The organism is Rhodococcus sp. WS1 (genome assembly GCF_003797745.1).
GTDB lineage: Bacteria > Actinomycetota > Actinomycetes > Mycobacteriales > Mycobacteriaceae > Rhodococcus_F > Rhodococcus_F erythropolis.
In genome coordinates, this window is record NZ_RKLZ01000002.1 from 1490441 (window position 1) to 1513883 (window position 23443).

At 63.3% G+C, this 23443-nt stretch carries 25 protein-coding genes; 10 read left to right on the forward strand and 15 right to left on the reverse strand.

The features are described from left to right. The first annotated feature begins 31 nt into the window (after positions 1 to 31). On the forward strand, positions 32 to 1228 hold the full coding sequence (locus EEB12_RS19605) for an acetyl-CoA C-acetyltransferase (RefSeq protein ID WP_019745394.1): 1197 nt from the start codon (positions 32 to 34) through the stop codon (positions 1226 to 1228). A gap of 60 nt (positions 1229 to 1288) precedes the next feature. Next, on the forward strand, positions 1289 to 1678 hold the full coding sequence (locus EEB12_RS19610; protein ID WP_019745393.1) for an ArsR/SmtB family transcription factor: 390 nt from the start codon (positions 1289 to 1291) through the stop codon (positions 1676 to 1678). A gap of 7 nt (positions 1679 to 1685) precedes the next feature. On the opposite strand, the gene EEB12_RS19615 is transcribed toward EEB12_RS19610, so the two are convergent. The 3 genes from EEB12_RS19615 to EEB12_RS19625 all read right to left on the reverse strand — a co-directional run bounded on the left by EEB12_RS19615 (position 1686) and on the right by EEB12_RS19625 (position 3916). Then, positions 1686 to 2183 carry a glycine zipper family protein gene (locus EEB12_RS19615; protein ID WP_019745392.1) on the reverse strand — a complete coding sequence of 166 codons (498 nt, stop codon included), beginning with the start codon at positions 2181 to 2183 and terminating at the stop codon, positions 1686 to 1688. A 111-nt stretch (positions 2184 to 2294) separates the two neighbouring features. Beyond that, positions 2295 to 2945, reverse strand: coding sequence for a pyridoxamine 5'-phosphate oxidase family protein (locus tag EEB12_RS19620; protein WP_141488354.1), 651 nt, complete (start codon positions 2943 to 2945; stop codon positions 2295 to 2297). 17 nt (positions 2946 to 2962) lie between these two features. Next, positions 2963 to 3916 carry a DNA-3-methyladenine glycosylase family protein gene (locus EEB12_RS19625; protein ID WP_019745390.1) on the reverse strand — a complete coding sequence of 318 codons (954 nt, stop codon included), beginning with the start codon at positions 3914 to 3916 and terminating at the stop codon, positions 2963 to 2965. A 45-nt stretch (positions 3917 to 3961) separates the two neighbouring features. Between EEB12_RS19625 and EEB12_RS19630 the strand changes: the two genes are divergently transcribed. Then, complete coding sequence (locus EEB12_RS19630; protein WP_007729467.1) at positions 3962 to 4513, forward strand: ribonuclease H; 552 nt, start codon at positions 3962 to 3964, stop codon at positions 4511 to 4513. 5 nt (positions 4514 to 4518) lie between these two features. On the opposite strand, the gene EEB12_RS19635 is transcribed toward EEB12_RS19630, so the two are convergent. The 3 genes from EEB12_RS19635 to EEB12_RS19645 all read right to left on the reverse strand — a co-directional run bounded on the left by EEB12_RS19635 (position 4519) and on the right by EEB12_RS19645 (position 7263). After that, complete coding sequence (locus EEB12_RS19635) at positions 4519 to 5517, reverse strand: MDR family oxidoreductase (RefSeq protein ID WP_019745389.1); 999 nt, start codon at positions 5515 to 5517, stop codon at positions 4519 to 4521. A gap of 80 nt (positions 5518 to 5597) precedes the next feature. Further along, positions 5598 to 6731, reverse strand: a complete 1134-nt coding sequence (locus EEB12_RS19640) for a 12-oxophytodienoate reductase (RefSeq protein WP_141488355.1) — start codon at positions 6729 to 6731, stop codon at positions 5598 to 5600. Between the two features lie 4 nt (positions 6732 to 6735). Next, positions 6736 to 7263, reverse strand: a complete 528-nt coding sequence (locus tag EEB12_RS19645) for a nuclear transport factor 2 family protein (protein WP_141488356.1) — start codon at positions 7261 to 7263, stop codon at positions 6736 to 6738. A 125-nt stretch (positions 7264 to 7388) separates the two neighbouring features. On the opposite strand from EEB12_RS19645, the gene EEB12_RS19650 reads away from it, so the two are divergent. Next, positions 7389 to 8294 (forward strand): amidohydrolase family protein, encoded by a 906-nt coding sequence (locus EEB12_RS19650; protein ID WP_003940342.1) that lies wholly within the window; start codon positions 7389 to 7391, stop codon positions 8292 to 8294. A gap of 21 nt (positions 8295 to 8315) precedes the next feature. Here EEB12_RS19650 and EEB12_RS19655 read toward each other — a convergent pair whose 3' ends face one another. Together EEB12_RS19655 and EEB12_RS19660 are read right to left on the reverse strand one after the other, a co-directional pair. Beyond that, on the reverse strand, positions 8316 to 9059 hold the full coding sequence (locus EEB12_RS19655; RefSeq protein WP_019745385.1) for an SDR family NAD(P)-dependent oxidoreductase: 744 nt from the start codon (positions 9057 to 9059) through the stop codon (positions 8316 to 8318). Between the two features lie 27 nt (positions 9060 to 9086). After that, positions 9087 to 10025: a 3-oxoacyl-ACP reductase gene (locus EEB12_RS19660; RefSeq protein WP_007729451.1), complete on the reverse strand. Its 939-nt coding sequence runs from the start codon at positions 10023 to 10025 to the stop codon at positions 9087 to 9089. A 369-nt stretch (positions 10026 to 10394) separates the two neighbouring features. Here EEB12_RS19660 and EEB12_RS19665 point away from each other — a divergent pair, with 369 nt between their 5' ends. Then, on the forward strand, positions 10395 to 11990 hold the full coding sequence (locus tag EEB12_RS19665) for an acyl-CoA synthetase (RefSeq protein WP_070386352.1): 1596 nt from the start codon (positions 10395 to 10397) through the stop codon (positions 11988 to 11990). A 56-nt stretch (positions 11991 to 12046) separates the two neighbouring features. Here the strand turns inward: EEB12_RS19665 and EEB12_RS19670 are convergent, their stop codons facing one another. The 3 genes from EEB12_RS19670 to EEB12_RS19680 form a co-directional block, all read right to left on the reverse strand. Further along, the gene (locus EEB12_RS19670; RefSeq protein ID WP_020909201.1) at positions 12047 to 13294 is read right to left on the reverse strand and encodes an Nramp family divalent metal transporter; all 1248 of its coding nucleotides are present in this window, start codon (positions 13292 to 13294) and stop codon (positions 12047 to 12049) included. A gap of 127 nt (positions 13295 to 13421) precedes the next feature. After that, positions 13422 to 13913 carry a nuclear transport factor 2 family protein gene (locus EEB12_RS19675; RefSeq protein WP_003939809.1) on the reverse strand — a complete coding sequence of 164 codons (492 nt, stop codon included), beginning with the start codon at positions 13911 to 13913 and terminating at the stop codon, positions 13422 to 13424. Between the two features lie 32 nt (positions 13914 to 13945). Then, positions 13946 to 14821, reverse strand: coding sequence for a TIGR03619 family F420-dependent LLM class oxidoreductase (locus EEB12_RS19680; protein ID WP_141488357.1), 876 nt, complete (start codon positions 14819 to 14821; stop codon positions 13946 to 13948). Between the two features lie 138 nt (positions 14822 to 14959). On the opposite strand from EEB12_RS19680, the gene EEB12_RS19685 reads away from it, so the two are divergent. The 4 genes from EEB12_RS19685 to bphC all read left to right on the forward strand — a co-directional run bounded on the left by EEB12_RS19685 (position 14960) and on the right by bphC (position 19130). After that, positions 14960 to 15868 (forward strand): IclR family transcriptional regulator, encoded by a 909-nt coding sequence (locus EEB12_RS19685; protein ID WP_020970849.1) that lies wholly within the window; start codon positions 14960 to 14962, stop codon positions 15866 to 15868. A 76-nt stretch (positions 15869 to 15944) separates the two neighbouring features. Then, positions 15945 to 16814 carry an alpha/beta fold hydrolase gene (locus EEB12_RS19690; RefSeq protein ID WP_019745379.1) on the forward strand — a complete coding sequence of 290 codons (870 nt, stop codon included), beginning with the start codon at positions 15945 to 15947 and terminating at the stop codon, positions 16812 to 16814. 181 nt (positions 16815 to 16995) lie between these two features. Then, positions 16996 to 18174 carry an acyl-CoA dehydrogenase family protein gene (locus EEB12_RS19695; RefSeq protein ID WP_003940250.1) on the forward strand — a complete coding sequence of 393 codons (1179 nt, stop codon included), beginning with the start codon at positions 16996 to 16998 and terminating at the stop codon, positions 18172 to 18174. Between the two features lie 35 nt (positions 18175 to 18209). After that, positions 18210 to 19130 (forward strand): biphenyl-2,3-diol 1,2-dioxygenase, encoded by a 921-nt coding sequence (bphC, locus tag EEB12_RS19700; RefSeq protein WP_019745378.1) that lies wholly within the window; start codon positions 18210 to 18212, stop codon positions 19128 to 19130. Positions 19131 to 19194: 64 nt separating this feature from the next. On the opposite strand, the gene EEB12_RS19705 is transcribed toward bphC, so the two are convergent. From EEB12_RS19705 to EEB12_RS19715, 3 genes are all read right to left on the reverse strand, one after another. Further along, positions 19195 to 20508 (reverse strand): bifunctional o-acetylhomoserine/o-acetylserine sulfhydrylase, encoded by a 1314-nt coding sequence (locus EEB12_RS19705; RefSeq protein WP_141488358.1) that lies wholly within the window; start codon positions 20506 to 20508, stop codon positions 19195 to 19197. A 37-nt stretch (positions 20509 to 20545) separates the two neighbouring features. After that, on the reverse strand, positions 20546 to 21061 hold the full coding sequence (locus tag EEB12_RS19710; protein WP_019745376.1) for an OsmC family protein: 516 nt from the start codon (positions 21059 to 21061) through the stop codon (positions 20546 to 20548). 241 nt (positions 21062 to 21302) lie between these two features. Further along, the gene (locus EEB12_RS19715; RefSeq protein ID WP_181447521.1) at positions 21303 to 22064 is read right to left on the reverse strand and encodes an enoyl-CoA hydratase-related protein; all 762 of its coding nucleotides are present in this window, start codon (positions 22062 to 22064) and stop codon (positions 21303 to 21305) included. A gap of 116 nt (positions 22065 to 22180) precedes the next feature. On the opposite strand from EEB12_RS19715, the gene EEB12_RS19720 reads away from it, so the two are divergent. Further along, positions 22181 to 22774, forward strand: a complete 594-nt coding sequence (locus EEB12_RS19720; RefSeq protein WP_019745374.1) for a TetR/AcrR family transcriptional regulator — start codon at positions 22181 to 22183, stop codon at positions 22772 to 22774. Between the two features lie 24 nt (positions 22775 to 22798). Here the strand turns inward: EEB12_RS19720 and EEB12_RS19725 are convergent, their stop codons facing one another. Beyond that, positions 22799 to 23401: a TetR/AcrR family transcriptional regulator gene (locus EEB12_RS19725; protein ID WP_371326914.1), complete on the reverse strand. Its 603-nt coding sequence runs from the start codon at positions 23399 to 23401 to the stop codon at positions 22799 to 22801. Between the last annotated feature and the right edge of the window lie 42 nt (positions 23402 to 23443).

The following is a 23443-nucleotide window of genomic DNA, read 5'->3' on the forward strand; positions in this document are numbered from 1 at the left end:
CATTCTTCCAGAACGAGATTCGAGGTCAGTTGTGAAACGAGCAGCATTGGTCGCGCCGGTCAGAACCGCGGTGGGCCGTTTCGGAGGGGCACTTCGTGACGTGCCTGCGGAAAGTTTGGCTGCCACTGTCGTCAAGGAGACCGTGCGTCGTAGCGGAATCGATCCGTCCCGCATCGACGACGTCGCGATGGGGCAGTCGTATGCCAATTCGGAGGCACCGTGCATCGGAAGGTGGGCGGCGCTCGAGGCCGGGTTGCCGATTTCGGTAGCCGGCTTCCAGACGGATCGCCGATGTGGAACGGGTCTGCAGGCCATCGTTACCGCGGCCATGATGGTCCAGACGGGTGCGGCCGACGTGGTTCTCGCGGGTGGCGTCGAATCGATGAGCGGGATCGAGCACTACACCACCGGAGCGCGGTGGGGCACCAAATCCGGTGGGCTGCAACTGTTCGACCGCCTCGATCGTGGTCGAGAGCGCTCGCAACCCGAGTGGCGTTTCGGCCGGATCAGCGGAATGATCGAAACGGCCGAGAACGTCGCGACACGCTGCGGGATCACGCGGGAAGAGTCGGACGCCTTCGCCGTCGAGAGTCACCGAAAAGCTACACTGGCAAGAGAATCCGGCCGATTCGATGCCGAAATCGTCGCCGTCGAACTGACGGATCGAAAAGGGAACGTCACACAGTTTCGTGCTGACGAGGGGATCCGTCCGGATACCTCACTCGAAACCCTGGCACGGCTGCGTGCGGTGACCGAGGGAGGCGTCGTGACCGCCGGTAACGCCAGCCAACAGAATGACGCTGCGGCAGCGATGCTGGTGGTCGCCGAGGATCGTCTGGACGAGCTGGGGCTGGAACCCATCGGGTTCCTCGACAGTTGGGCCGCGGCCGGTTGTGAACCGGCGCTGATGGGCCTCGGACCGGTCGCCGCCGTCTCGAAACTGTTTGCTCGCACAGGGGCAGGCTTTGCCGATTTCGATCTGGTCGAGCTGAACGAGGCGTTTGCGTGCCAGGTTCTCGGCGTAGTGAAGGAATGGGGCTTCGAGGACCTCGATCGACTGAACGTCAACGGTTCCGGCATCTCGCTCGGGCACCCCGTGGGAGCGACGGGTGCGCGTATGGCAACAACCGCGCTTCACGAACTCGGCCGTCGCGGCGGCGGAAAAGCGCTGTTGACCATGTGTATCGGCGGTGGCCAGGGCATGGCAGCCGTGGTGGAGTCTGCCTGACGAGGTTCGCTTCTGGGTACACTTGCGGCGGGGGATCGGAAGTTCTACGGAGGCAGTCGGTTGACGAATGCAGGCGCAGCAGACACCAGTGGCGCGCTGAGCGTCGAGGATGTTCGTCGCGCCAGGGCTGCACTCGAGGGTCTCGATGTCACCAGTTGGTCCGGTCGCTTCGAGCTTCTCTCCGACGCCAACCGTCTGCGTCTGTTGCTCTGCCTTCACCACGCACCGGGTATCTGCGTCACGGATCTGTCCGTGGCGCTGGGGATGAGCGGCACAGCCGTCTCACATGCGCTGCGGCTACTGCGTAGCCAGGGGTGGGTGAGCGCGACGCGCGACGGCCGATCGATGCGATACCAACTGGCAGACGACACCGTTCACCAGCTGTTGCATTCGATCGGCGCCACACATTTTCACGACGAGACACCCACCCCCGGGCACACGCACAGCTGAGCGTCTCTCAAGGAGTCGCGAAGAACTTCTCGACGGCCGGCGCAGCGTTCGGGTTTCCGTTGGTGATTCCCGCGCCGACTCCGGCAACCGTGCCGATGACTCCACCGACGATGCAGCCGGCGATGAAGTTCGGGAAGATCGACAGGCAGCCGATTCCGACGCCGAGGTTGGCTCCGATGAGCGTCGACTGCACGCCGCCGTTGTTCCAGCCGATATTGACCTCGTTGGCCATCGTGTCGAACGCGGCTTGCTTCGGATCGTTACCGGGGAAGAGCATCAACGCCGCCTGGCTGTTCGACTCGGCGGTCGGTGTCAGTAGGGGTTGGGACGGATCGAAGCCCGCATTCGGGGGCGCTGCGACCGCGGTGCCGGCTCCGGCGCCGACAGCGGCGACAACGAGAACGGACATGGTGAGAGTTCGGGACAGTTTCATGGGGACGGCCAATCTGTCTGTGTGGAACCAGTCGTGAATGGTGGCGGTGCAGTTCGTTAACCAGAACTCCACCGTCTGGATCGATCGTGCGGACCTCCTCGGGCACAACGGGACCCGTCGTCTCCGCGCGACGGGCCGTGTTTGGTGGCTACCCGACTCTGGGTGCCCTGAAACCGCCCAGTCTCATTCGTTTTTCGACAACCGCGCGCGCAATTCTTCGACCTCGGCAGTAAGCCGATCGACCTCGGCTTGCAGGGGTTGGCGTGCCAGAGCGAGGGATTCGTCCATGCGCTCCTTGTCGAAGCGAGGTGTGATGTTTCGACTGCAGTTCCAGTCGAACGCTTCGATCTCGACGACGATGGAGCGCTGCGCTTTTGCTGTCATGGTGCCGCCGGGGACCTGCAAGAGTTGTTGCAGCAGTTCAGGGTCCTCGTCCGCTTCGATCACGTGTGCACGCCCGTAGATCTTCAATCTCGTTCGCGTCGGGTAATCGATGACGAACAGCGAGATGCGATTGTTCTCTTCCAGATTGCCGAGCGTCACGAACTGCTGATTGCCGGGGAGATCGGCGAATCCGATTCGATTCGGGCCCAACACATGCAGGAATCCGCGCGGGCCGCCGCGATGTTGGACGTACGGCCAACCGTCGGGCGTCACCGTGGACATGAAGAAGGAATCCACGGATTTCACGAATCCCTGAGCGCGGAAATCGAATTCCATCGGGCCTTCGTCGGGCTGATCGAGCTTTGAACCGTAGACGGTGAAACTCCCGGTCGACCGCTGACGCTCCACCGCAGCGGGGGAGAAGGCGATGTGTGCGTATCGGGTCGACATTCTTTATCTCCTGGTGCTCAGTGCCAGCGGTGGTCGGCAACGGCAGTTCGCGGACCGAACTTGGGTTTGACGGCTTGGCCGCTGACCTGCAGAAGCCTCACGGCACGGTATCGATGCGGTTGGAGGGGAGCGAGGTACTGCACCATCTGGGCGTCGTCGATCGGTTCACCCAGGAGCGACCAGCCGACGACCGCAGCGAGGTGGTAGTCGCCGACCGAGAGTGCGTCGGAATCGCCGAAGGCGCGCTGAGCCACTTCCGCGGCAGTCCAGATCCCGACGCCGGGCACCGCTCGCAATCGTTTGGTCGCTTCGGCCCTGGGGAACGATGACGCCTGCTCGAGGCGGTCGGCGACCCGAGCGCACTGAACGATCGTCTTGGATCTCGCGGGATCGACATTTGCGCGATGAAACTCCCACGACGGCATTCGTCGCCATTGGTCCGCGGTGAGTGGAACTCGCATTCCGTCGGGCGCGGGGCCGGGTGGGCGCTCCCCGAATTTGGTCAGCAGCCGGCGCCATGCGGCAAACGCGTCGATGCCGTGGACGCGTTGCTCGAGGATCGCGGGAACGAGGGCTTCCATGACGCGTCCGGTGCGGCCGATGCGCAGATGAGGGAAGCGTCGATGAGCTTCGGCGAGCTTGGGATGCTCGGGCGCAAAATCTTCGGCCTCGTCGTCGAGACCGAGCAGAGCTTCGGCGCCGGTCAGAAATTCCGTGGCGCCGGGACCCCAGGCCTGTACCCGGACCGTATGGCGATCCGACTGTGTGATGCGGTAGGTCACAGGACCCGAAAGTTGGCGGGAAACTCGCCAGATCGCTCCGTCGGCTGACCGTCGATGTGCGGGGTCGCCGGGTCCGCGCTGATGCGGGCTGAGCGTCAGCGCGGCATCGAGTGGTCGCTGAGAAGTCACCGTGACTTCGTCGACCGGAGATAGCGGCGTCATCGAGGTCAGCGTATCGCCACCGTCCATCCTCCGTTAAGGCGTGTGTCGGTGGCGCAACGTATTGTCCGAGCCATGATCATCGTGAGCACCGACGGATCCTGTCTGCGAAACCCCGGCGGGGCTATCGGCTGGGCGTGGGTCAATCACGAGGGTCCGAGCATGTCCGGCGGAGAAGCGTCCGGCACCAATCAGATTGCCGAGTTGCGTGCGCTCTTCGAGGCCGTCGTCGCCCATCCCGGTGCTGATCCTCTGCTCATCGAATCCGACTCGCAGTACGCCATCAAGTGCGCGTCGGAATGGCTGCCGAGTTGGAAGCGCAAGGGCTGGAAGACCGCGAGCGGTGGGGCGGTCAAGAACCTGGAACTGGTCCAGAGCATCGACCGAGCCATCACCGATCGAGTCGGTCCGGTGCGCTTTCGTTGGGTGCGCGGGCACGTCGGCAACCATTACAACGAAATGGCAGACAAGCTGGCCGGCGAAGCCGCACGCGCCATCGTCTCGGGGGACATCGCATCGGTCCCGCTTGCTGCCCCGGTGAAGAAGGAACCGACCGCCGTGAACTCCCCTTACAAGGAGAAGTCCACGACGGCCGAAGAACCGGCAGATCTGTTCACACTTTTCTGAGCGGTTCAGAAACCGTCGGCAACCTGAACCAGCGCCCGGCCGGTGTACTTGCCTTCGCGTACCTGATCGATCACCGAGACGACGTCGCGGACGGCAACGAGGTTCGTGATCTCCTTCAGATGACGTGGGGCCAAGTCGGAGCCCAGACGGGCCCACAGCGCGCGACGGGGTTCGATCGGCATCAATACCGAGTCCATGCCCAGCAGTGAGACTCCGCGGAGAATGAACGGCAGCACGGTCGTTGGCAGCGCGGCGCCGCCGGTCAAACCGCTGGCGGCCACAACACCGCCGTAGTTGATCGTGCTCAGAACGTGAGCGAGGGTCTTTCCACCGACGCAGTCGACGGCCGCCGCCCACTGAGATTTTCCGAGCGGGCGAGGCTTGGCGTCGGGATCTTCGGGGAGCCGGCCGATCACCGAAGACGCACCGAGTGACGTCAGAAGGTCTGCCGCGCCTGGCTTACCGCTGGAGGCGACCACGTCGAAGCCTGCGCTTGCCAGAAGGTCGACGCTGACGGTGCCGACTCCGCCGCTCGCGCCCGTCACCAGGACGGGACCGTCGGCGGGCTTCACTCCGCTGGCCAGAATGGCTTGGACGCTCATGGCTGCGGTGAATCCTGCCGTGCCGATTGCAGCAGCGTCGGCGGTGGAAATGCCGTCGAGCTTCACGACCCACTCGGCAGGCAAACGGGCGATCTCGGCGTAGCCGCCGTTGCGGGCGGTCCCGATCTCGTAGCCATGTGCGACGACCTTGTCGCCCGGGGCGAATGCGTCGGACTCGGAGGCAATGACCTCGCCGGCGACGTCGATGCCGGGGACGATCGGGTACTCGCGAACCACCCCGCCTTTCGGGGTGACCGCGAGCGCGTCCTTGTAGTTGACGCTCGAATACTCGACGCGAATGGTGACCTCACCTGCCGGGAGGAAGGATTCGTCGACGGTTTCGGGGGCGAAGTCGATGGTGCCGTCGCTTTCGCGGGCGACCCAGGCGTTGAAAGTAGTCATGGGTCGAACATAAAGGCCTTCGGCCCTGTGCGCCTTTTTGGTAGTGCGAACTACCGGAAAGGCGCACAGGGGCGGAGCCCCTAGATCAAGCTGCCCTCATGCAACGCTCGATCGAAGGCCGGCAGCGGACTACCGTCGCGCAGGGTTGTCGCCAATGCCGGATCGGCGAGGTGGAGACGGCCGATCGCGATCAGATCGAACTCTCCACTGCCGATGCGCTCCTCGAGCTGTGGGATGTTGTCGACGACAGGGGCGACGCCTTCAATGCGGCTGTCCCGCAGCGACTTTCCGATACCGACGCTGCCGACGGCCATCGTGACGGCGCCGGTCAATTTTTTCGCCCAACCGGCCAGCGAGAGATCGCTGCCTTCGAAGGCGGGGACGTCGAAGCGCCTGATGCTGGCATCGAGAACGTCGACTCCGGCGTCGACCAGCGCGCCCAGGATGACGCCCAACTCCTCGGGAGTCTCCGCGATCTTCGCGGTGAAATCCTGCTGCTTGTGCTGCGAGAAACGGTAGATGATCGGCAGATCCGGTCCGATGGCCGCGCGGATCGCAGCGACGACGGCGGCCGGGAACTTGGTTCGACGCTCCAGGTCGCCGCCCCACGCGTCGTCGCGCTGGTTGGTGCCCTCCCAGAAGAAGGAATCGAGGAGGTAGCCGTGACCGCCGTGGATCGCGATACCGTCGAAGCCGAGTTCGACGGCGTGCTTCGCGCTACGGACATACGCGTCGATGACGTCCTGGATGTCTTGCTCGGTCATCGCTTCGGTGCTCGCCTGCGCGCGTTCGACGTAGGCCGCGGAGTACGAGGTGACGCCGAGCGGACCCCACTCGCCCGAGGGACGCATCGGCTTGAGCGAAGGGTCCATCTGCGTCATCGCGCCCCACAGAGGCCCGACGTGCCAGAGCTGCGGCACGATCTTGCCGCCCGCAGCGTGCACGTCGTCGACTACCTTCCGCCATCCGGCCTGAGCAGCGGGAGTGTGGAGGTTGGGGACGTTGGCGTGGTCGACAGCAGTCTCGTGATCGATCGCGACGCCTTCGGTGACGATCAGTCCGGTACCGCCCTCGGCGCGTCGGCGGTAATAGTCGGCGACGTCGCGGCCAGGCACGCCCTCGATGGAGTACGTGCGCGTCATCGGCGACATGACTATGCGGTTGGACAGTTCGAGCGAACGGATGCGGAGCGGTTGGAACAGCGGGTTGGTCACTTCGTCACAGCGCTTTCATGAATCGGAAGAATCCGGGGTCCTGGTCGACACGGAGCCGGGTGAGGGTTCGGTAGCTGATCAGCCACTTGCCGTCTTCTTTGCGGTATTCCTCGTGGTAGTGGCCGTAGCCGTGCAGGTGTAGTTCTTTCTCGCCGTCGTTCCACCACAGCATGTCTTCCATCGCCCAGATACCGGTTGCGGTGGTGGGTGAGGTCAGCACGATTTCGGGAGTGTGTGCGTGGTGCGCCGTGGTGAGGGGGATGTCGCCGTCGAGCATGTTCCGAATTGCCGCGGTGAGTTTGTCGATGCCCACTACCTGGTTCGAGGTGTCACCGGTCTTGGGTTGCTTGTCTGTCGGGAGTCCGCCCCACGTCTCGCTGACGACGTCTGCGGTGTGCAGGGTTGGGTAGACGTGCCACTGCTTGGTGTCCATGCAGCGTAGGCGCGCGGCGAAGACACGTTTGATTTCCTCGATTGCGAGCAGTTCCTGGACGGCACTGATCGATCCCACTTCGGACTCGGCCTGAGACATTCAACCTCCAACGGTGATCGGCAAGATGGGTTCACATTCGGGTGCTCAGCGCGGGCCGTCAACGACCTGTCCCGGTGAGCGCGACGGCACTCGGTATGGTCGAGCGAACGAAAGGGGTGTCAGACGTGTGTACCGAAGAGGTCCCATCGACCGGACCGGAGGAGATCGCCGAGGTTCGGGCTTTCTGGCGCGAGTTGGGTGTTCCTGGCGTGATCGACGTCCATACCCATTTCATGCCGAAGAGCGTCATGGACAAGGTGTGGGGCTACTTCGATTCAGCGGGACCGATGATCGGTCGACCATGGCCGATCGCGTACCGACTTGCCGAGGAGGAGCGGGTACACCGTCTCCGCGAGTTCGGTGTCCGGGCTTTCACGTCGATGATCTACCCGCACAAGCACGCGATGGCCGAGTGGCTCAATCAGTGGGCCGTCGAATTTGCCGCGCAAACACCTGATTGCCTGCACACGGCCACGTTCTACCCCGAGGAGTCGGCGGCGTCGTACGTCGGAAAGGCTCTGGAGTCGGGCGCGCGAATCTTCAAGTCCCACATCCAGGTCGGAAACTACGACCCGAACGACCCTCTGCTCGACAAGGTCTGGGGTCAGCTCGAGGACTCCGAGACGCCCATCGTGATTCACTGTGGATCGGGACCGGCGCCGGGGGAGTACACGGGACCCGACCGCATTGCTTCGCTGCTCGCACGGTACCCGCGCCTGTCGTTGATCGTCGCCCACATGGGGATGCCCGAGTACAGCGAATTCCTCGATCTGGCAGAGGCTTACGGCAACGTCCGCCTGGATACGACCATGGCGTTCACCGATTTCACGGAAGAACAGTGTGCCTTCCCGAAGGCGGACGTATCACGGCTCGTCGACATGCAGGACCGGATTCTGTTCGGTAGCGACTTCCCGAACATTCCGTACCCGTATCTCACAGCCTTGCAAGCGGTTACGCGCTTCGATCTCGGAGACGAATGGCTGCGAGCCGTCGTGCACGACAACGCTGCGAAACTCTTCTCGGTGAGCTGAGCCCACCGAGAAGTATTTCGCTCAGCGCAGTTTGATGCTGCCGCCGTCGGCCATCAACGTCTGTCCGGTCATGTACTTGGAATCCTCACTCGCCAGGAATACCACGACGGGAGCGATGTCGGTTTCGGGATCACCGATGCGTCCGAGAGGTACCTTGGCAACCGATGCGGCTGCGCGCTCGGGGAAGGCTTCCTGCCACTTGACGACGCCTTCGGTGGCGGCGAACGGGCAGACCACGTTGACCCGAATGCCTTCCGGCGCCCACTCGTTGGCGACGACGCGCGTCAGGCCTCGCACAGCTTCCTTGGCCGCAGCGTAGGACGTCTGGGTGGGCATTCCGTCCAAACCTGAACCCGATGCGAAGTTGACGACCGAACCCTTGGTCTTCGCGAGTTCGTCGTGGCATGCCTGCATCAGGTGGACAACGGGGTAGAAACCGGTGTTGAAGGACAGGTCGAACATGTCCTGCGTGGTTTCGAGCAACGGAGCCTGACGGGATGCGTGAGCGTTGTTCACCAGGATGTCGAGCTTGCCGAAAGCCTCGAGCGCGGCGTCACGGATCTGCTCGGCCGAACCGGCGGCAGCAAGGTCGACGTTCAGGAACTTGCCGGAGCCGGCCAGTTCTTGTTCGAGGGCCTGGCCCTGCTCGTCGTTGATGTCGACGAACAGGACCTTCGCGCCTTCACGGGCGAAGACTCGGGTGATAGCGCGACCGATTCCGCCGGCGCCGCCGGTGACGATCGCTACCTTGCCGTTCAACCTCATGAAAACGCTCCTCTTCGTAAGTGCTGCTTAAACTGTTGCGGTCTCGTCGACTGCAAGTGCGATCTTTTCGAGGCCGGCGATGCTGTAGGCAGCGTAGGTCTCGTACGGCCCACGGCCGGAGAAGTAAGACGAGAGCTGACCACCGAGTTCTTCGACGGTGAACGCGGATCCGGCTGCGTCGAAACGGTTCTCGACCTTGGGTGCTTCCATCAACGCCACCATCTTGCCGTAGACGACGAAGACCTGTCCGTTGATCTCGTCGGAATCGGGGGATGCGAGGTAGCTGACCAGGGTCGCGACGCGCTCGGGTGCAAGCGGATCGAGGCCGACGACGCCGGTGTTGTTCTCGCCGAAGGCTTCTGCCGTCATGGCGGTGCGGGCACGGGGGCAGATCGCGTTCGTGCGGACGCCGTAGCGGGAGAGACCTGCTGCGCTCGAGAGCGTCAGAGCGGTGATGCCGGCCTTGGCTGCCGAGTAGTTGGGCTGTCCGGCGCTGCCGAAGAGGAAGGCCTCGGAAGAGGTGTTGATGATGCGGCCGTAGACCGGTGCGTCGGCTGCCTTGCTGGCTGCGCGCCAGTGGACTGCGGCCGCGTGCGAGGTGGCGGCGTGGCCCTTGAGGTGCACGCGGATGACGTCGTCCCAATCGGATTCGGTCAGGTTGAAGATCATCTTGTCGCGCAGGATGCCTGCATTGTTGACGAGGATGTCGAAGGATCCGAAGTTCTTGACAGCCTCTTCGATGATGCGCCCGCCGAGCGACCAGTCGGAGACGTCGCCGGTGATGGCGAGCGCCTGTCCACCTGCGGCCTTGATCTCGTCGACCACGTCGTTGGCCGCTGCACCCATGTCGTTGACGATGACGGCTGCACCGGCAGCCGCGAGTCCGAGTGCTTCGGCGCGACCCAGGCCGGCGCCGGCGCCGGTGACGGCGGCAACTTTGCCTTCCAAGCTCAGTGATTGCGTCATGTCGTGCTCCTTCGATCCGGTCTGGCGGGTAGGTACAGCAAAATTAGTATTCATTCTAATTTGAAGTCGAGAGTTCGGCAGTCTTTCCGAAAAAATCATTCGAACGAAATCAGAATTAGTTCTAGTTTTGAGCAGAAGTTTGACCAACTGAGGAGCAGTCTCACTCAGCGGGAGCGGTGATCTGGGTCACGAGCGCTGCATGCCACCTTGGGTCGACGCGGCGATCCCACCGCGTACGCGTTTGCGTCACCACCGATCCGCTCAGTTCTCGGCCGCACTCGTCGGCTCCAGGGTCGGATAGTTCTCACCGAAAACGCAGTACGGTCGGCCCCGAATTCACCGGGCCGGACATCAAGGAAGGCACCAGCAGTGTCACTGAATTTGGCAGATCTGTACGAGGGCATTTCGGATCTGATTCCGGACCGCACGGCGCTCGTGTGCGACGGCCGTCGTCGCACCTACGTCGAACTGGACGAGGGATCGAACCGCATTGCCCGCCACTTGGCGAGTGTCGGTGTCGGGCCGGGCGATCACGTCGCTCTGCACATGCGCAACAGCGTCGAGTTCGTCGAGAGTTTGCTCGGCTGCCTCAAGATTCGTGCGGTCCCGATCAACGTCAACTATCGCTACGTCGACGCCGAACTGACCTATCTGTACAACGATTCGCAGTCGGTGGCACTGATCGTGGACGAGGAGTTCGTTTCCGTCGTGGAGACGGTTCTCCCGGCCGCGCCCGGCATCAAGCACGTCGTTGTCGTCGGCGAGTCAGCCGTCCGCGATATCGAAGGCGTCGACGTCGTTCGATTTGCCGACGCTGCCGCGGAGCAGCCCGCTACTCGTGACTTCGCGCCCCGCAGCAACGACGACCTCTTTGTCATTTACACCGGCGGCACGACGGGGATGCCCAAGGGTGTCATGTGGCGTCATGAAGACTTCTACTTCGCGGCGCTCACCGGCGGAAATCCGTTCGGTCCGCCGCACACGACCGCTGAGGCTCTGTTCGCCGCGGTGCCGAACGTTCCCGCGATGAACATGCTCAGTACCGCACCCCTGATGCACGGTGCGGCGTCGTACTCGCTGTTCACCGGATTCTTCATGGGCGCCAACGCAATTCTCATGGCGCGGTTCGACGCGAAGACGACGCTGCAGCTCGCCGGGAGTGAGAAGGCCGTCTCCATCACCGTCGTCGGAGACGCGATGGCCCGTCCGCTCGCAGACGAATTGGCAGCAAACGCAGCAGATTACGACCTCAGTACGGTCGGCATGGTCTCGTCCGGCGGGGCCTTGTTCTCGCTCTCACTGCGGGAGCAGCTCAAGTCGATACTTCCGAACCTGGTGATCCGCGACGGATTCGGCTCCTCGGAGTCGGGCGTCGACGGCAATCTCGAAATCGGTGAAGACGGCCTGATGCGCATCGCCGCTCGCGACGAGACCCGCGTCGTGGACGAAAGGATGCGGCCGCTCGAGCCTGGATCGCCCGAGACCGGTTACATCGCTCGCAGTGGTCACGTGCCGGTCGGTTACTTCAACGATCCGGTCAAGACCGCGGCTACGTTCCCGGTGATCGACGGGGTGCGGATGTCGGTGCTCGGCGACGTCGGGCGCGTGGAAGCCGACGGCTCGATCGTCCTGCTGGGGCGTGGTTCTCAGTGCATCAACACCGGTGGGGAGAAGGTGTACCCCGAAGAGGTCGAGCAGGCACTCAAGAGTCACCCGGCGGTGCTCGACGCTCTGGTCGCGGGAATTCCGGATGCGAAGTTCGGTGAGCGCGTCGCTGCGGTCATCACGACCCGCGAAGGCTTCGACGTCCCGGACGCTGCCGAGATCGGTGAGCATTGCGCGTCGCAGGTCGCTCGGTACAAAGTGCCGCGCACCGTCATGAACGTTCCGTCGATCAGGCGTTCTCCCAGCGGAAAGGCCGACTATCGCTGGGCCAAGGCCACTCTCGCCGAGCAAGTTTCCTAGTCCGGCCGGAGCCATCCAGCGCGTTTGTGAGGGACGCGTTGGGTGGCTCCGGTGCTCTAGCCTGTCACCGTCAGAACCAGCAGAGCGACGTTTAGCGCAACGATCAAGCCGGCCGCAATCCATGCCGCGACGGTCGTGAGCGGGGCATTGCGCGCGTCGCCCATGAGTTCGGGGTCCGAGGTCATTCGCACCAGCGGGATGATCGCGAAGGGGATGCACAGGCTCAAGACCACTTGGCTGAGCACGAGTGCCAGCGTCGGGTCGACGCCGAGTCCGAGCACGATCAGTGCCGGGATGAGAGTGACGATTCGGCGTGTGATCACCGGAATGCGAATGGCCAGAAGACCATGCATGATCTCGGCGCCGGCCGCGCATCCCACGGAGGTCGACGCGAGTCCGGAGGCGAGGAGTCCGATCGCAAACACCACGGCTACACCCGGACCGAGTGAATTCTCGATCGCGGCATGCGCGCCGTCGATGGTGTCGGTGCCGGGTACTCCGCGCAGCGCCGAAGCGGCCAGAAGCAGCATGCCGATGTTCACGCCGCCGGCGATGATCAACGCGACGACGACATCCCAACGGGTGACTTTGAGTAGTCGCTGCAACCGTGGCCCGGGTTTGATGTGGCCGTGGCGATCACGTGCCAATGCGGAGTGAAGGTAGATCGCGTGCGGCATGACCGTTGCTCCGAGCATGCTGGCGGCGAGCAGTACGGTCTCGGTTCCTTCGAAGCGGGGGACCAACCCGGCGACGGCTTCGCTGCCGGAGACGTCGGTGAAGGCGAGCCCGGTCAGGAAGCCGATGGTGATGATGGCCAGCAATCCCATGACCACGAACTCGAAAGTGCGCTGTCCGCGCCGACTTTGGATCGTCAGGATCACCATCGACACGCATCCGGTGATCAGCCCGCCGAGGAAGAGCGGGATGTTGAAGAGCAGGTTGAGTGCGATGGCGCCGCCGATGACCTCGGCCACGTCGGTCGCGATCGCCATCATCTCGGCCTGGAGCCAGAAGGCGCGGCGGTTGTTCTTACGCAGGCGCTGACCCAGCATTTCGGGCAAGGATCTGCCGGAGACCAGCCCGAGTTTCGCGGACAGGTACTGCACCAGGACGGCCATCGCGTTGGCGAGTACGAGTACCCAGATGAGGAGGTAGCCGTACTTGGCGCCGGCGGTGAGGTTGGCGGCGACGTTACCCGGATCGACGTACGCGATTGCCGCGACGAACGCCGGACCGAGCAGGGCGATGGATCTTCCCGTAGGTCGTCGGCGCGGAGTCGTCGGCTCTTGCGTACTGGTGCTCATCGGTCTCCTGGTCACACGTACTCGGACCTGTTGGTTCGAATATGTGAACTATAGAGTTCGGGGAGCCGAACTTTCAACAGCTGTGCGCGGTCAGCGACCGCAGAGGGTCCCTAACCGCGCACAGGGGTTAGGCAGTCACCCCGGCGGCCAGGAGAGCGCGGGCCTCGGGTCGGCCGTCGAGGAGCGCGTTGGTACGCAGTTCGACCTTCCACTCGCCGTCGGTCTTGATCAGTTCCCAGCGGTTCGCGGTGATGCGGAGGACCTTGAACCCCGTCGGGTTCTCGGGGTCCTTGATGACCAACTGCGAATGGCAGGTCGCGACGGCCTTGTTGCCGTCGATGCGGATGTGCGCGGGCGTCATCATGTGAGCCGCGCCGTTCATGATCCAGTTCTGGTGAGAGGCGCTGTGAACCATCGCACGCAGTTCGCCGCGGCCGTGCATCGCGCCGGTGTCGACGTCGTAGACACCGTCCTCGAGCCACAGGTTCGCGACCTCGTCGGCTGATCCGCTGTCGACGGCAGGGCTGTACGTGGTCAGCAGTTCGGTGATCGCGAGCTTGTCCTCGAGCAATTCCACTCGGGCGAGCAGAGATTCGATCAGGGCGGTCGAGTCGGTCATCGGTACGTCCTTTGCATTGGATTGTCGGCAAATCAGGAAGTGGTGAAAGAGAAGCCCTCGGCGAGGGCGATTCGGTGAAGTTCTTCGAGTTGTTCGCAGTAGTGCTCGACGCTTCGAGCGCCGACCGAGCAACTGGCGATGGTCGCCCCGGCGTCACGGACGCGTGTCAAAGCGCGAAGGGTGGATTCGCGATTGCCGAGGGGATCGAGCGGAGCACCGGCGGGAAGCACTACGTCGAATCCGTCGGGGAGTGTCGTGGCGTCGAGCATTTCCTTCAGTTCGGAGAATCGCAGCCCGAACGGCACCCACCCGTCGCCGTGTGTGGTGGCCCGGCGCAACGATCTCTTGGTCCGGCCGCCGATCCAGAGGGGCACACGTTTCTGGACGGCATGGGGTTCGACGACAAATCCGGAGTAGTCGTAGAACTCGCCGTGATACTCCGGAGACGGAGTCGACAGTGATGCTCGAAGTGCTGCCAGAGCGTCGTCGGCACGTGCTCCTCGGTCGACGAACGGAGCATTTATGAGATCGAATTCTTGTTTCAGAGTCCCCACTCCGAGCCCGAGTATCAGGCGTCCGTTGCTGACGCGATCAAGCGTTCCGTAGCGTTTGGCGATCTCGAGGGGGTGGTGATAACCCAGTACCAGCACCTGCGTCGCCAGGAGGATCCGTGACGTGCGTGCGGCCAGGTAGCCCAGCGTGGCGAGCGGATCCCAATAGGTTCCGCCGCGTTCGGTGGCAATTTCTTCTGGAACGGCTACGTGTTCACTGCAGGTCAGATGATGGAAACCGAGTCGATCCGCCGTGGCAGCCACTGTGGCGATCTCGCCGATGTCAGCACTTGCCTCCCACTCCGAACGCGTGCTCGGGTGCTGAATCAGGACCGGCGTGACGATTCCCAGGTGCATCGGGCGTTTATAGCGCTCCCACCGGCGCGGCGGCGGGTGAATTACCGCTGATCGGGATCGAAACGACCGATTCACTTTCCAGAAACTGTGACCTGGGTTATAGTCGGTAGAATCAATTCCAGTTTTCGGGAGGCGTCCATGACCATCGTTGACATGAACGACACACTGTCCACCGTCCAGAACGCCGCCGGGCAACCCAAGAAGGATCTGCCGCCGTCGATGGTCGAGCGGATGACATTGATTCTCGACGCCTTCGACGGCCGCGCCGCGCGGCTGACGCTGGAAGAAGTCGCGTGCCGCACTCAGTTGCCGCGGTCCACCGTCCACCGCATTCTCGATCAGCTCGTCAAGCTGGACTGGGTCGATCATGCATCGTTCGGCTACTGCCTCGGGCGCCGCGCGCTCGGCCTCGGTGGTGGCGACGGCGGCCACAGCCAGATCCGCGAAGCCGCAGCACCGCTTCTGCACGAACTGCACCTGCAGACCGGCATGGTCGTTCACCTGTCGGTGCTCGACGGACGCGAGAGCGTCTACCTCGACAAGGTCGGCGGACGATTCGCCGCGGCGCTGCCGTCCCGCGTCGGCGGCAGAGTGCTCGCTCATTCGACGGCCGGCGGCAAGGCGATGCTGGCATGGATCGACCCCGAGCGCGTCGACGCTCTGTTCGGGTCGGCACTTCCCCGCTGCACCGAGAACACCATCACCGACGTCGCCGTGCTCCATCAGGAACTGAACCGCATCCGTCAGCGTCGGGGACTGGCCTTCGAACGCGGGGAGTCGGCGCGTGGAGTCGCATGTGTGGCTTCGGCAATTCGCGGACACGAGGGCCCCGTCGGCAGCATCGCCTTGTGTGGTGACATGCGGACCGCTCAGCTCGAGCGAGTTGCTCCGCTGGTCGTCGACGCGGCTCGCGAGGTCTCGCGGACGTTGTACCCCGAACTGGGTGCTCCTCGCCGCGGCCGCAAGACGCCTCCCGTTCCGACCAATACGTTCTCGGCGGAGACGATGGATCGCCTGCTGGCAGCGTCGTCCGACCACTGGATCTGACGTATTTTGATCGACTTGTCTCGCTGATCGGGACGAGTCATAGCAGCTCAGCGGTACTGATGGCACCGTTCGGACCATGACGACTGAACTGAGCTACGAGGGAACCCTGAAGGAACTGCAGACCGATCTCGGTGTGCTCCGGTACCACGAAGCCGGCGACGGCCCGCCGCTCCTGCTGCTGCACGGTTCGGGCCCCGGTGTCACCGGTTGGCGCAATTACCGCGGCGTTCTCGCGGACTTCGCCGAGCACTTCCACTGCTACGTTCTCGAGTTCCCCGGATTCGGCGTCAGCGATCCCGGCCCCGACCACCCGATGATGATGGCGCAGGCATCGGTGGGGATGTTCCTCGACGGCCTCGGCCTCGGACCTGTCCACATGATCGGCAACTCCATGGGCGGCATCGTCGCCACCAAGGTCGCGATCGACGAACCGCACCGGGTGAGCAAGCTCGTCACCATCGGCGGCATGGGCAAGAACACCTTCTCTCCCGGCCCCGGTGAAGGCATCAAACTCCTCATGGAGTTCACCGACAACCCCACTCGCGAAGCTCTCGTCCGGTGGCTGCACTCGATGGTCTTCGACCGCGCGGTCGTCACCGAGCAGCTCATCGAAGAGCGCTGGGCCCTGGCCACCGAGCCGACGACGCTCGAGATCGCCCGACGGATGTACAGCAGCAAGGCCATGGCCGCCATGGGCGCGGCTGCCGCTGCGTCGACCGCCGTGCCGTACTGGGCGCAGCTGAACAAGATCAAGGCGCCGACGCTGTTGACCTGGGGACGCGACGACCGCGTCAGCCCCGTGGACATGGCGATACTGCCGATGCGCGACATCCCCAACGGCGAAGTTCACATCTTCCCCAACTGCGGACACTGGACGATGATCGAAGCCCGTGACGCCTGGGTCGCGTCCGTTCTGGCATTCCTGACGCGTCCAGAAGGCAAGTAAGGGGCTTCGCCCCCGTGCGCCTTTTTGGTAGCTCCCACTACCAAAAAGGCGCACAGGGGGTGCTCCCACTCACCGGGAAGCGTTTCTGCACTTCGGCGGGCTACCTGCCACCGTTTCACCAACAGATTTTCATTCTGCCCAGGCACTCGCCGGGTAGCGAAACCAGAAAGCCGGAAAAATCATGGGTCAGGTTCTGGACAACATCTCACAGTTCGCCGACGAGATCCGCGCCGACGGAGTCGAGGGCGACAAGCTGATGCGCTTGACGGACGGCAGCGCGAAGCGCCTGCGCGACTCCGGCGTCATCCGGATGTTCCAGCCGAAGGAGTTCGGAGGCCTCGAGGCACATCCGCGTGAATTCGCCGAGACGGCAATGGCTATCGGTGCGATGGACGGTGCCACGGGCTGGGTCAGCGGCATCGTCGGTGTTCATCCGTGGGAGCTTGCGTTCTTCGACCGCAAGGCTCAGGAAGAGGTGTGGGGAACCGATCCCGATACGTGGATGGCGTCACCGTATGCGCCGATGGGCGTGGCGAGGCCGGTCGAGGGTGGCTACATCCTCAACGGTCGCTGGTCGTTCTCCTCCGGTACCGATCACTGTGACTGGATCATGATCGGCGCGATGGTCGGTGACGAGTCCGGCAAGCCGTTGATGCCGCCGAAGCACCTGCACGTACTGCTGCCGCGCTCCGATTACGACATCGACCAGGACAGCTGGAATGTCGTGGGCCTGCGCGGAACCGGGTCGAAGGACCTGATCGTCAAGGACGCGTTCCTGCCCACCTACCGCACGATCGACGCCGGAAAGGTGTACGACGGGACGGCGTGGAAGGAAGCGGGCCGTACGGAGACGTTGTACAAGTTCCCGTTCTCCTGCATTTTCCCGCTGGGGATCACCTCGTCGTTGATCGGTATCGCTGAGGGTGCGTTGGCGTGCAACATGGCGGCGCAGCGTGAGCGTGTGACGGTCAGTGGTGTTCCGATCAAGGAAGATCCGTACGTGCTGTTCGCGATCGGTGAGGCGGCGGCCGAGATCGCTGCTTCTCGGGCTGCGATCTTGGAGACGGTGGATCGTTTCTGGGACATGACCGAGAAGGGGCAGGAAGTTTCGTTCGAGCTTCGTGCGATCGGACGACGCACGCAGACTGCTGCGGCGTGGCGTGCGGTGCGGGCGGTGGACGAGATCTTTGCTCGTTCCGGTGGTGGCGCGTTGCAGTTGAACACGCCGATGCAGCGGTTCTGGCGTGACGCGCATGCCGGTCTCGCGCACGCGATCCACGTACCCGGTTCCATCTTCCACGCGTCGACGCTCTCGCAGCTCGGTGGCGAACCGCAGGGCATCCACCGCTCGATGATCTAGTCCCACAATCACTCTCGAAGCAAGGACGGTTAGGCATGACTGAAATTCGGGGCCTGGGGTATCTCAGGATCCAAACGCAGGACGTGGCTCGCTGGCGCGAGCTCGTGGTCGACGGACTCGGCCTCGCGGTCGGTAGTGGCCCGGAAGCCGACGGCCTCTACTTGCGCCTCGACGAGCGTCGTGCGCGACTGATCGTCCTGCCCGGTGAGACGGACAAGGCTCTCGCAGTGGGTTGGGAAGTGCGAGATCAGTTCGCGCTCCAGCGTGTTCGTGAAGAGGTCGAGAAGGCCGGAGTCGAGGTCGAGGTTCTTTCCGAGGTCGACGCCAGCTACCGCGATGCCGAGCAGGTCATCGCATTCGACGATCCCAACGGCAACCGCGTCGAGGTTTTCTTCGGACCGGTACTCGACCACAGCCCGTTGGTCACCCCGCACGGCGGCCGCTTTGTCACCGGTGATCAGGGACTCGGCCATGTGGTGCTTCCGGTTACGCGTTTCGACGAGGCGTACACCTTCTACACCGAGGTGCTCGGATTCCTCCCGCGCGGTTCCATCCGTCTCGGCGGAATCGATGCGCCGCCGCCGGCTCGCCGCGTTCGCTTCATGGGTGTCAACCAGCGCCACCACAGCCTGGCGCTGTGCCCGGCGCCGCCGGTTGACGAACCCGGTCTCGTGCATCTGATGATGGAAGCCGAGACTCTCGACGCCGTCGGTCAGGCTCTCGATCGTGTTGCCAAGCTCGGCTTCTCGATCTCCTCGACGTTGGGTCGCCACACGAACGACAAGATGGTCTCGTTCTACGTGCGCGCACCCGGTGGTTGGGATCTCGAGTTCGGTTGCGAAGGCATGCTTGTCGACGAAACCTTCTACACCGCTGAGGAAATCACGGCGGACAGCTACTGGGGCCATGACTGGTCCGACAGTGAACCGCTGGCCGCGTTCACTCCCAAGAGCTAGTTCTGACGCAACGAAAAAGCTCGGTCCCGACGCCTGTCGGGACCGAGCTTTTTCGTGTGCTCGATCAGGAAGCTGCTGCTGCCAAACCGGTTTCGAGGTCGGCGAGGATGTCGTCGATTCCTTCGATACCGACCGCGAGGCGGACGAGCCCCGGGGTGACACCCGAAGCGAGCTGCTCCTCGGGGGTGAGCTGCGAGTGCGTCGTCGACGCGGGGTGGATGACGAGTGAGCGAACGTCACCGATGTTGGCGACGTGGCTGTGCAGCGTCAGTGCGTTGACGAACTTCTTGCCTGCGTCGACTCCGCCGGCGAGCTCGAACGCGACGATGGCGCCGGTTCCCTTGGGAGCCAGCTGCTTTCCACGCTCGTGCCAGGGTGAGGATTCCAGTCCGGCGTACGCGACCGACGTGACTTCGGCGCGGCCCTCGAGGAATTTCGCGACCTTCTGGGCGTTGGACACGTGGCGCTCGATGCGCAGGCTCAGTGTCTCGATGCCCTGCGAGATGAGGAAGGCGTTGAACGGTGCGATGGCCGAGCCGAGGTCGCGCAGAAGCTGAACGCGTGCCTTGAGGGCGTAGGCGGGTGCACCGAGGTCTGCGAAGGTGACGCCGTGGTAGCTGGGGTCGGGGGTCGTGAAGTTGGTGTGGCGTCCGTGGGTCCAGTCGAAGGTGCCGCCGTCGACGATGACGCCGGCGATCGCGGTGCCGTGTCCACCAAGGTATTTGGTGGCGGAGTGGACGACGATGTCGGCGCCGTGCTTCAGCGGCTGAATGAGGTACGGAGTTGCAACCGTGTTGTCCACGATCAGTGGGATGCCGTGTTCATGGGCGACTGCGCTGATGCCGGGGATGTCGAACACGTCGTTCTTGGGGTTGGAGATGGTTTCGCCGTAGAACGCCTTGGTGTTCGGACGGATTGCCTCACGCCAGTGATCGAGGTTGTCCGGGTCCTCGACGAAGTCGACGGTGATGCCGAGCTTGGGCAGCGTGTAGTGGAAGAGGTTGTACGTGCCGCCGTACAGGCGGGGGCTGGAGACGATGTGGTCCCCGGCCTCGGCGAGGTTGAGGATCGCGAAGGACTCGGCGGCCTGACCGGACGCAACCAGCAGAGCCGCGACTCCGCCTTCGAGAGCGGCGATGCGCTGCTCGACGGCGTCCTGCGTCGGGTTCATGATGCGGGTGTAGATGTTGCCCGGCTCGGCGAGGCCGAAGAGCGCCGCCGCATGGTCGGTGTTGTCGAAGACGTAGCTGGTGGTCTGGTAGATCGGAAGCGCTCGAGCGTTGGTAGCGCTGTCCGGGCCCTGTCCGGCGTGGACCTGCTTGGTTTCGAACGACCAATCGGCGGTCGGATCGGTGTCGACGGGGGTGTTCTCGCTCATGAATTCATACTCCGTGGTGAAGGTGGGTTGGTGCGGGTCAGGCGGTTTCGACGACTGTATGCACTGGGACGGGATTTCGGGTGAGATCGAGTACGGGGCAGTGGGCGTCGACCGTCTCCTGCAACTCGAGGTATCGCTCGCGAGTTTCCGGACCGGTCAGGGTCACCACGACGCGAACCTCGGAGAATCCCGGGCGGACGGCATCGTCGAATCCGAAGAATCCACGAACGTCGAGGTCGCCTTCTGCCCTGGCCGAGATGTCGTCGAGCGCGATACCGAGCTTGTCCGCCCACACACGGTAGGTGACCACCTGGCAGGAGAGCAGGGATGCGAGGTAGTACTCGACGGGATTGGCTGCGGTGTTCTCGCCGCCGAGGGCCGGCGGCTCGTCGACCTCGACGGTGTACTTACCGAGAGAAATGGTGCTGGCAACGGCGTCGTGCGCCTGAGCGGATGCCTTGAAGACGACGTGCGCTTTGCTTGCGTCCTTGTCGATGGCGTCGGCATTGGCTGCTACGACGGAACTCAGGTGCGAGATCGAAGCGGTGGTCATGACAGAAATGTCCCCTGATCTGGGTGTACATACGAGTATCGACGTGAGCGGCGCTCACGTCGTAGGTCCGATCAGTAGATCGGACACCCGGATGTACAGACGTGCGCAAAATCGACATGGCGTCGCCGCGTCAGCAGCGTGCCCGTCTCGTATGCGCCAATTCCCGTCACGGAAGAGACTGTAACCGGTTCCCACCCTTTCCGACCAGCCCTATAGGAAATCCGTCTCGGATCGTGGTCGCTCATGTGGGCGGCAGTCCGCTCCACTGCGGCGTCCGACGGCTCGCAAAAGCGTCGAGTCCTTCGGCGATGTCCGGCGATCGGAGCACCGCGTCCTTGGCGTCGTCGGTGATGGTCCATCCGGCAGTATCGGCCTCGGCGTAAAGAGCGTCGATTGCCTTCAGGCTCAGGCTTACCGAGGTCGGAGAGGACTCGCAGATCTCGGCCGCCATCACCAGAGCCTCGTCGAGCGCCTTACCCGGGGCAGTCACTGCATTGACGACGCCGAGATCTTTGGCCCGATCGGGATCGAGAGTGCGCCCGGTGATCAGGAGTTCGCGAGCGACATTGATCGGAAGGGCACGTGGCGCCCGAAAGAGCGCACCGGACGTCGCAACCAGACCGCGTTTGGTTTCGGGCAGACCGAATTGGGCTGTGGCGGAAGCGACGATCAGATCGCAGGCCAATGCGATTTCGAATCCGCCACCCAGCGCGTATCCCTCCACTGCGGCGATCAGAGGCTTGTTTCGCTGACGCCGAATGACGCCGTACTCACCGCCGCGAGGCATGCGAAGGTCGGCTCGCTCTCGGATATCGGTTCCGGCGCAAAAGATGTTGGGGGTTCCGGTGATGATGCCGACCCACAGCGCAGGGTCGTCGTCGAGAAGGTTCAGTGCGGCTTCGATTCCCTCGGCAGTTTCACGATTGATCGCATTACGACGTTCTTCGCGTTCGATCCTGACGATGAGAACGCGGTCGTGGCGTTCTGTGGAAACAGTCGACATAATTGGACTGTAGTCCATCTATCGAGGGGGTGGTGCGTCAACTGGCGAGACCGACATTGGACACATTCCGGACTGTGGCGAAGACTGTGTCCTGAGGCGGAGAAAGGCAGGTCGACGTGATTTCCAAACGAGAACAGAACAAGCGCGATACCAACGACAGGTTGCTCTTAGCTGCTCGAATTCTGTTCTCGGCAAAGGGTTTCGCCAGCACGACCGTCGACGACATCGCCGAGCGAGCCGAGGTGTCGCGAGCCACCTTCTTCAATTACTTCCAGGGCAAGGACTCGGTTCTCGAGGCGCTGCACAGTGATCATCTCGATCAGCTTGCGGCACTGGTGGATCAGCTCATGGAATCTCCGATGCCGACCTCTGATCGGATCTCCCGGATTTTTCAGGACTTTGCGCAACAAGCGATCATGCATCCGCGCTATCTGCGCATGGTGACTGCAGAACTCGAGCGCGACTTCGCCTCCTCCGGAGCGGGGGCGGCACACGATCATCGGTTCCATGTGGAACTTCTGCGGATCGTCACTGCCGGTATCGAAGCCGGCGAAGTGAGATCGGACTACCCGCCGCTGTTTCTCGCGCAGATGATCGGCGGTACGTACGGAGCGTTGGTCCGCTTCTGGCGGCAAGACGCCGATTACGACGTGGTCGGCGAATTCGATCGCGGTGCCAGGTACGTCGCGGAAGGCATCGCTGCTCGCTGAGTCGACTCAGGACGTGGTGCCGGCTCAGGGTGTGGGCACTACCATGGGCAGCATCTGCTGGACACTCTCCGAAAGATAGTTCGCGGCAGTCTGATCACCGGACAGGTGGCGAAGAAGACTCTGCTGGAACAGGCCGTCGAAGATCGCGTACATCGCCGGCGAGGTGACCGAGGGCTCCACGTCGAGAAGCTCGGAATAGCGAGAGACGATGCGCCAGATCATGTTTTCGAGACTCTCGTCGATCGCGGCCACGTCGGTTCGGAACGACTCCTCGAACATCGACTGCGCGCGCAGGTCGTACCAGAGGCGGTGCATCGTCGGCTCGTCGATCATGGTCTCGGCGAGCAGCGCGCCGAAACCCGTTTTCAGTTCCTCCGGCGTCTGAGCGGTGGCGACGATGCCGTCGTAGCGGGTGACGCAGCGTGCCTTGTAGTGGCGCACGCAGTGGGTGATGAGATCGACCTTGTCGCTGAAGTAGTAGTGCAGGACGCCGTGTGAGAACTCCGAATTCTGGGCGATTTCGCGCAGGCTCGTGCGTGCGTAGCCCAGTTCGGCCAGCGTTTGCAGTGCGGCCTCGGCCAGTTGATCACGTCGCTCGGAGAATTTGTCGACCTGACGACGTGACACCTTGTCTGCGTTGGACCGCTTCTCCGAAGAGACAGGAACCGC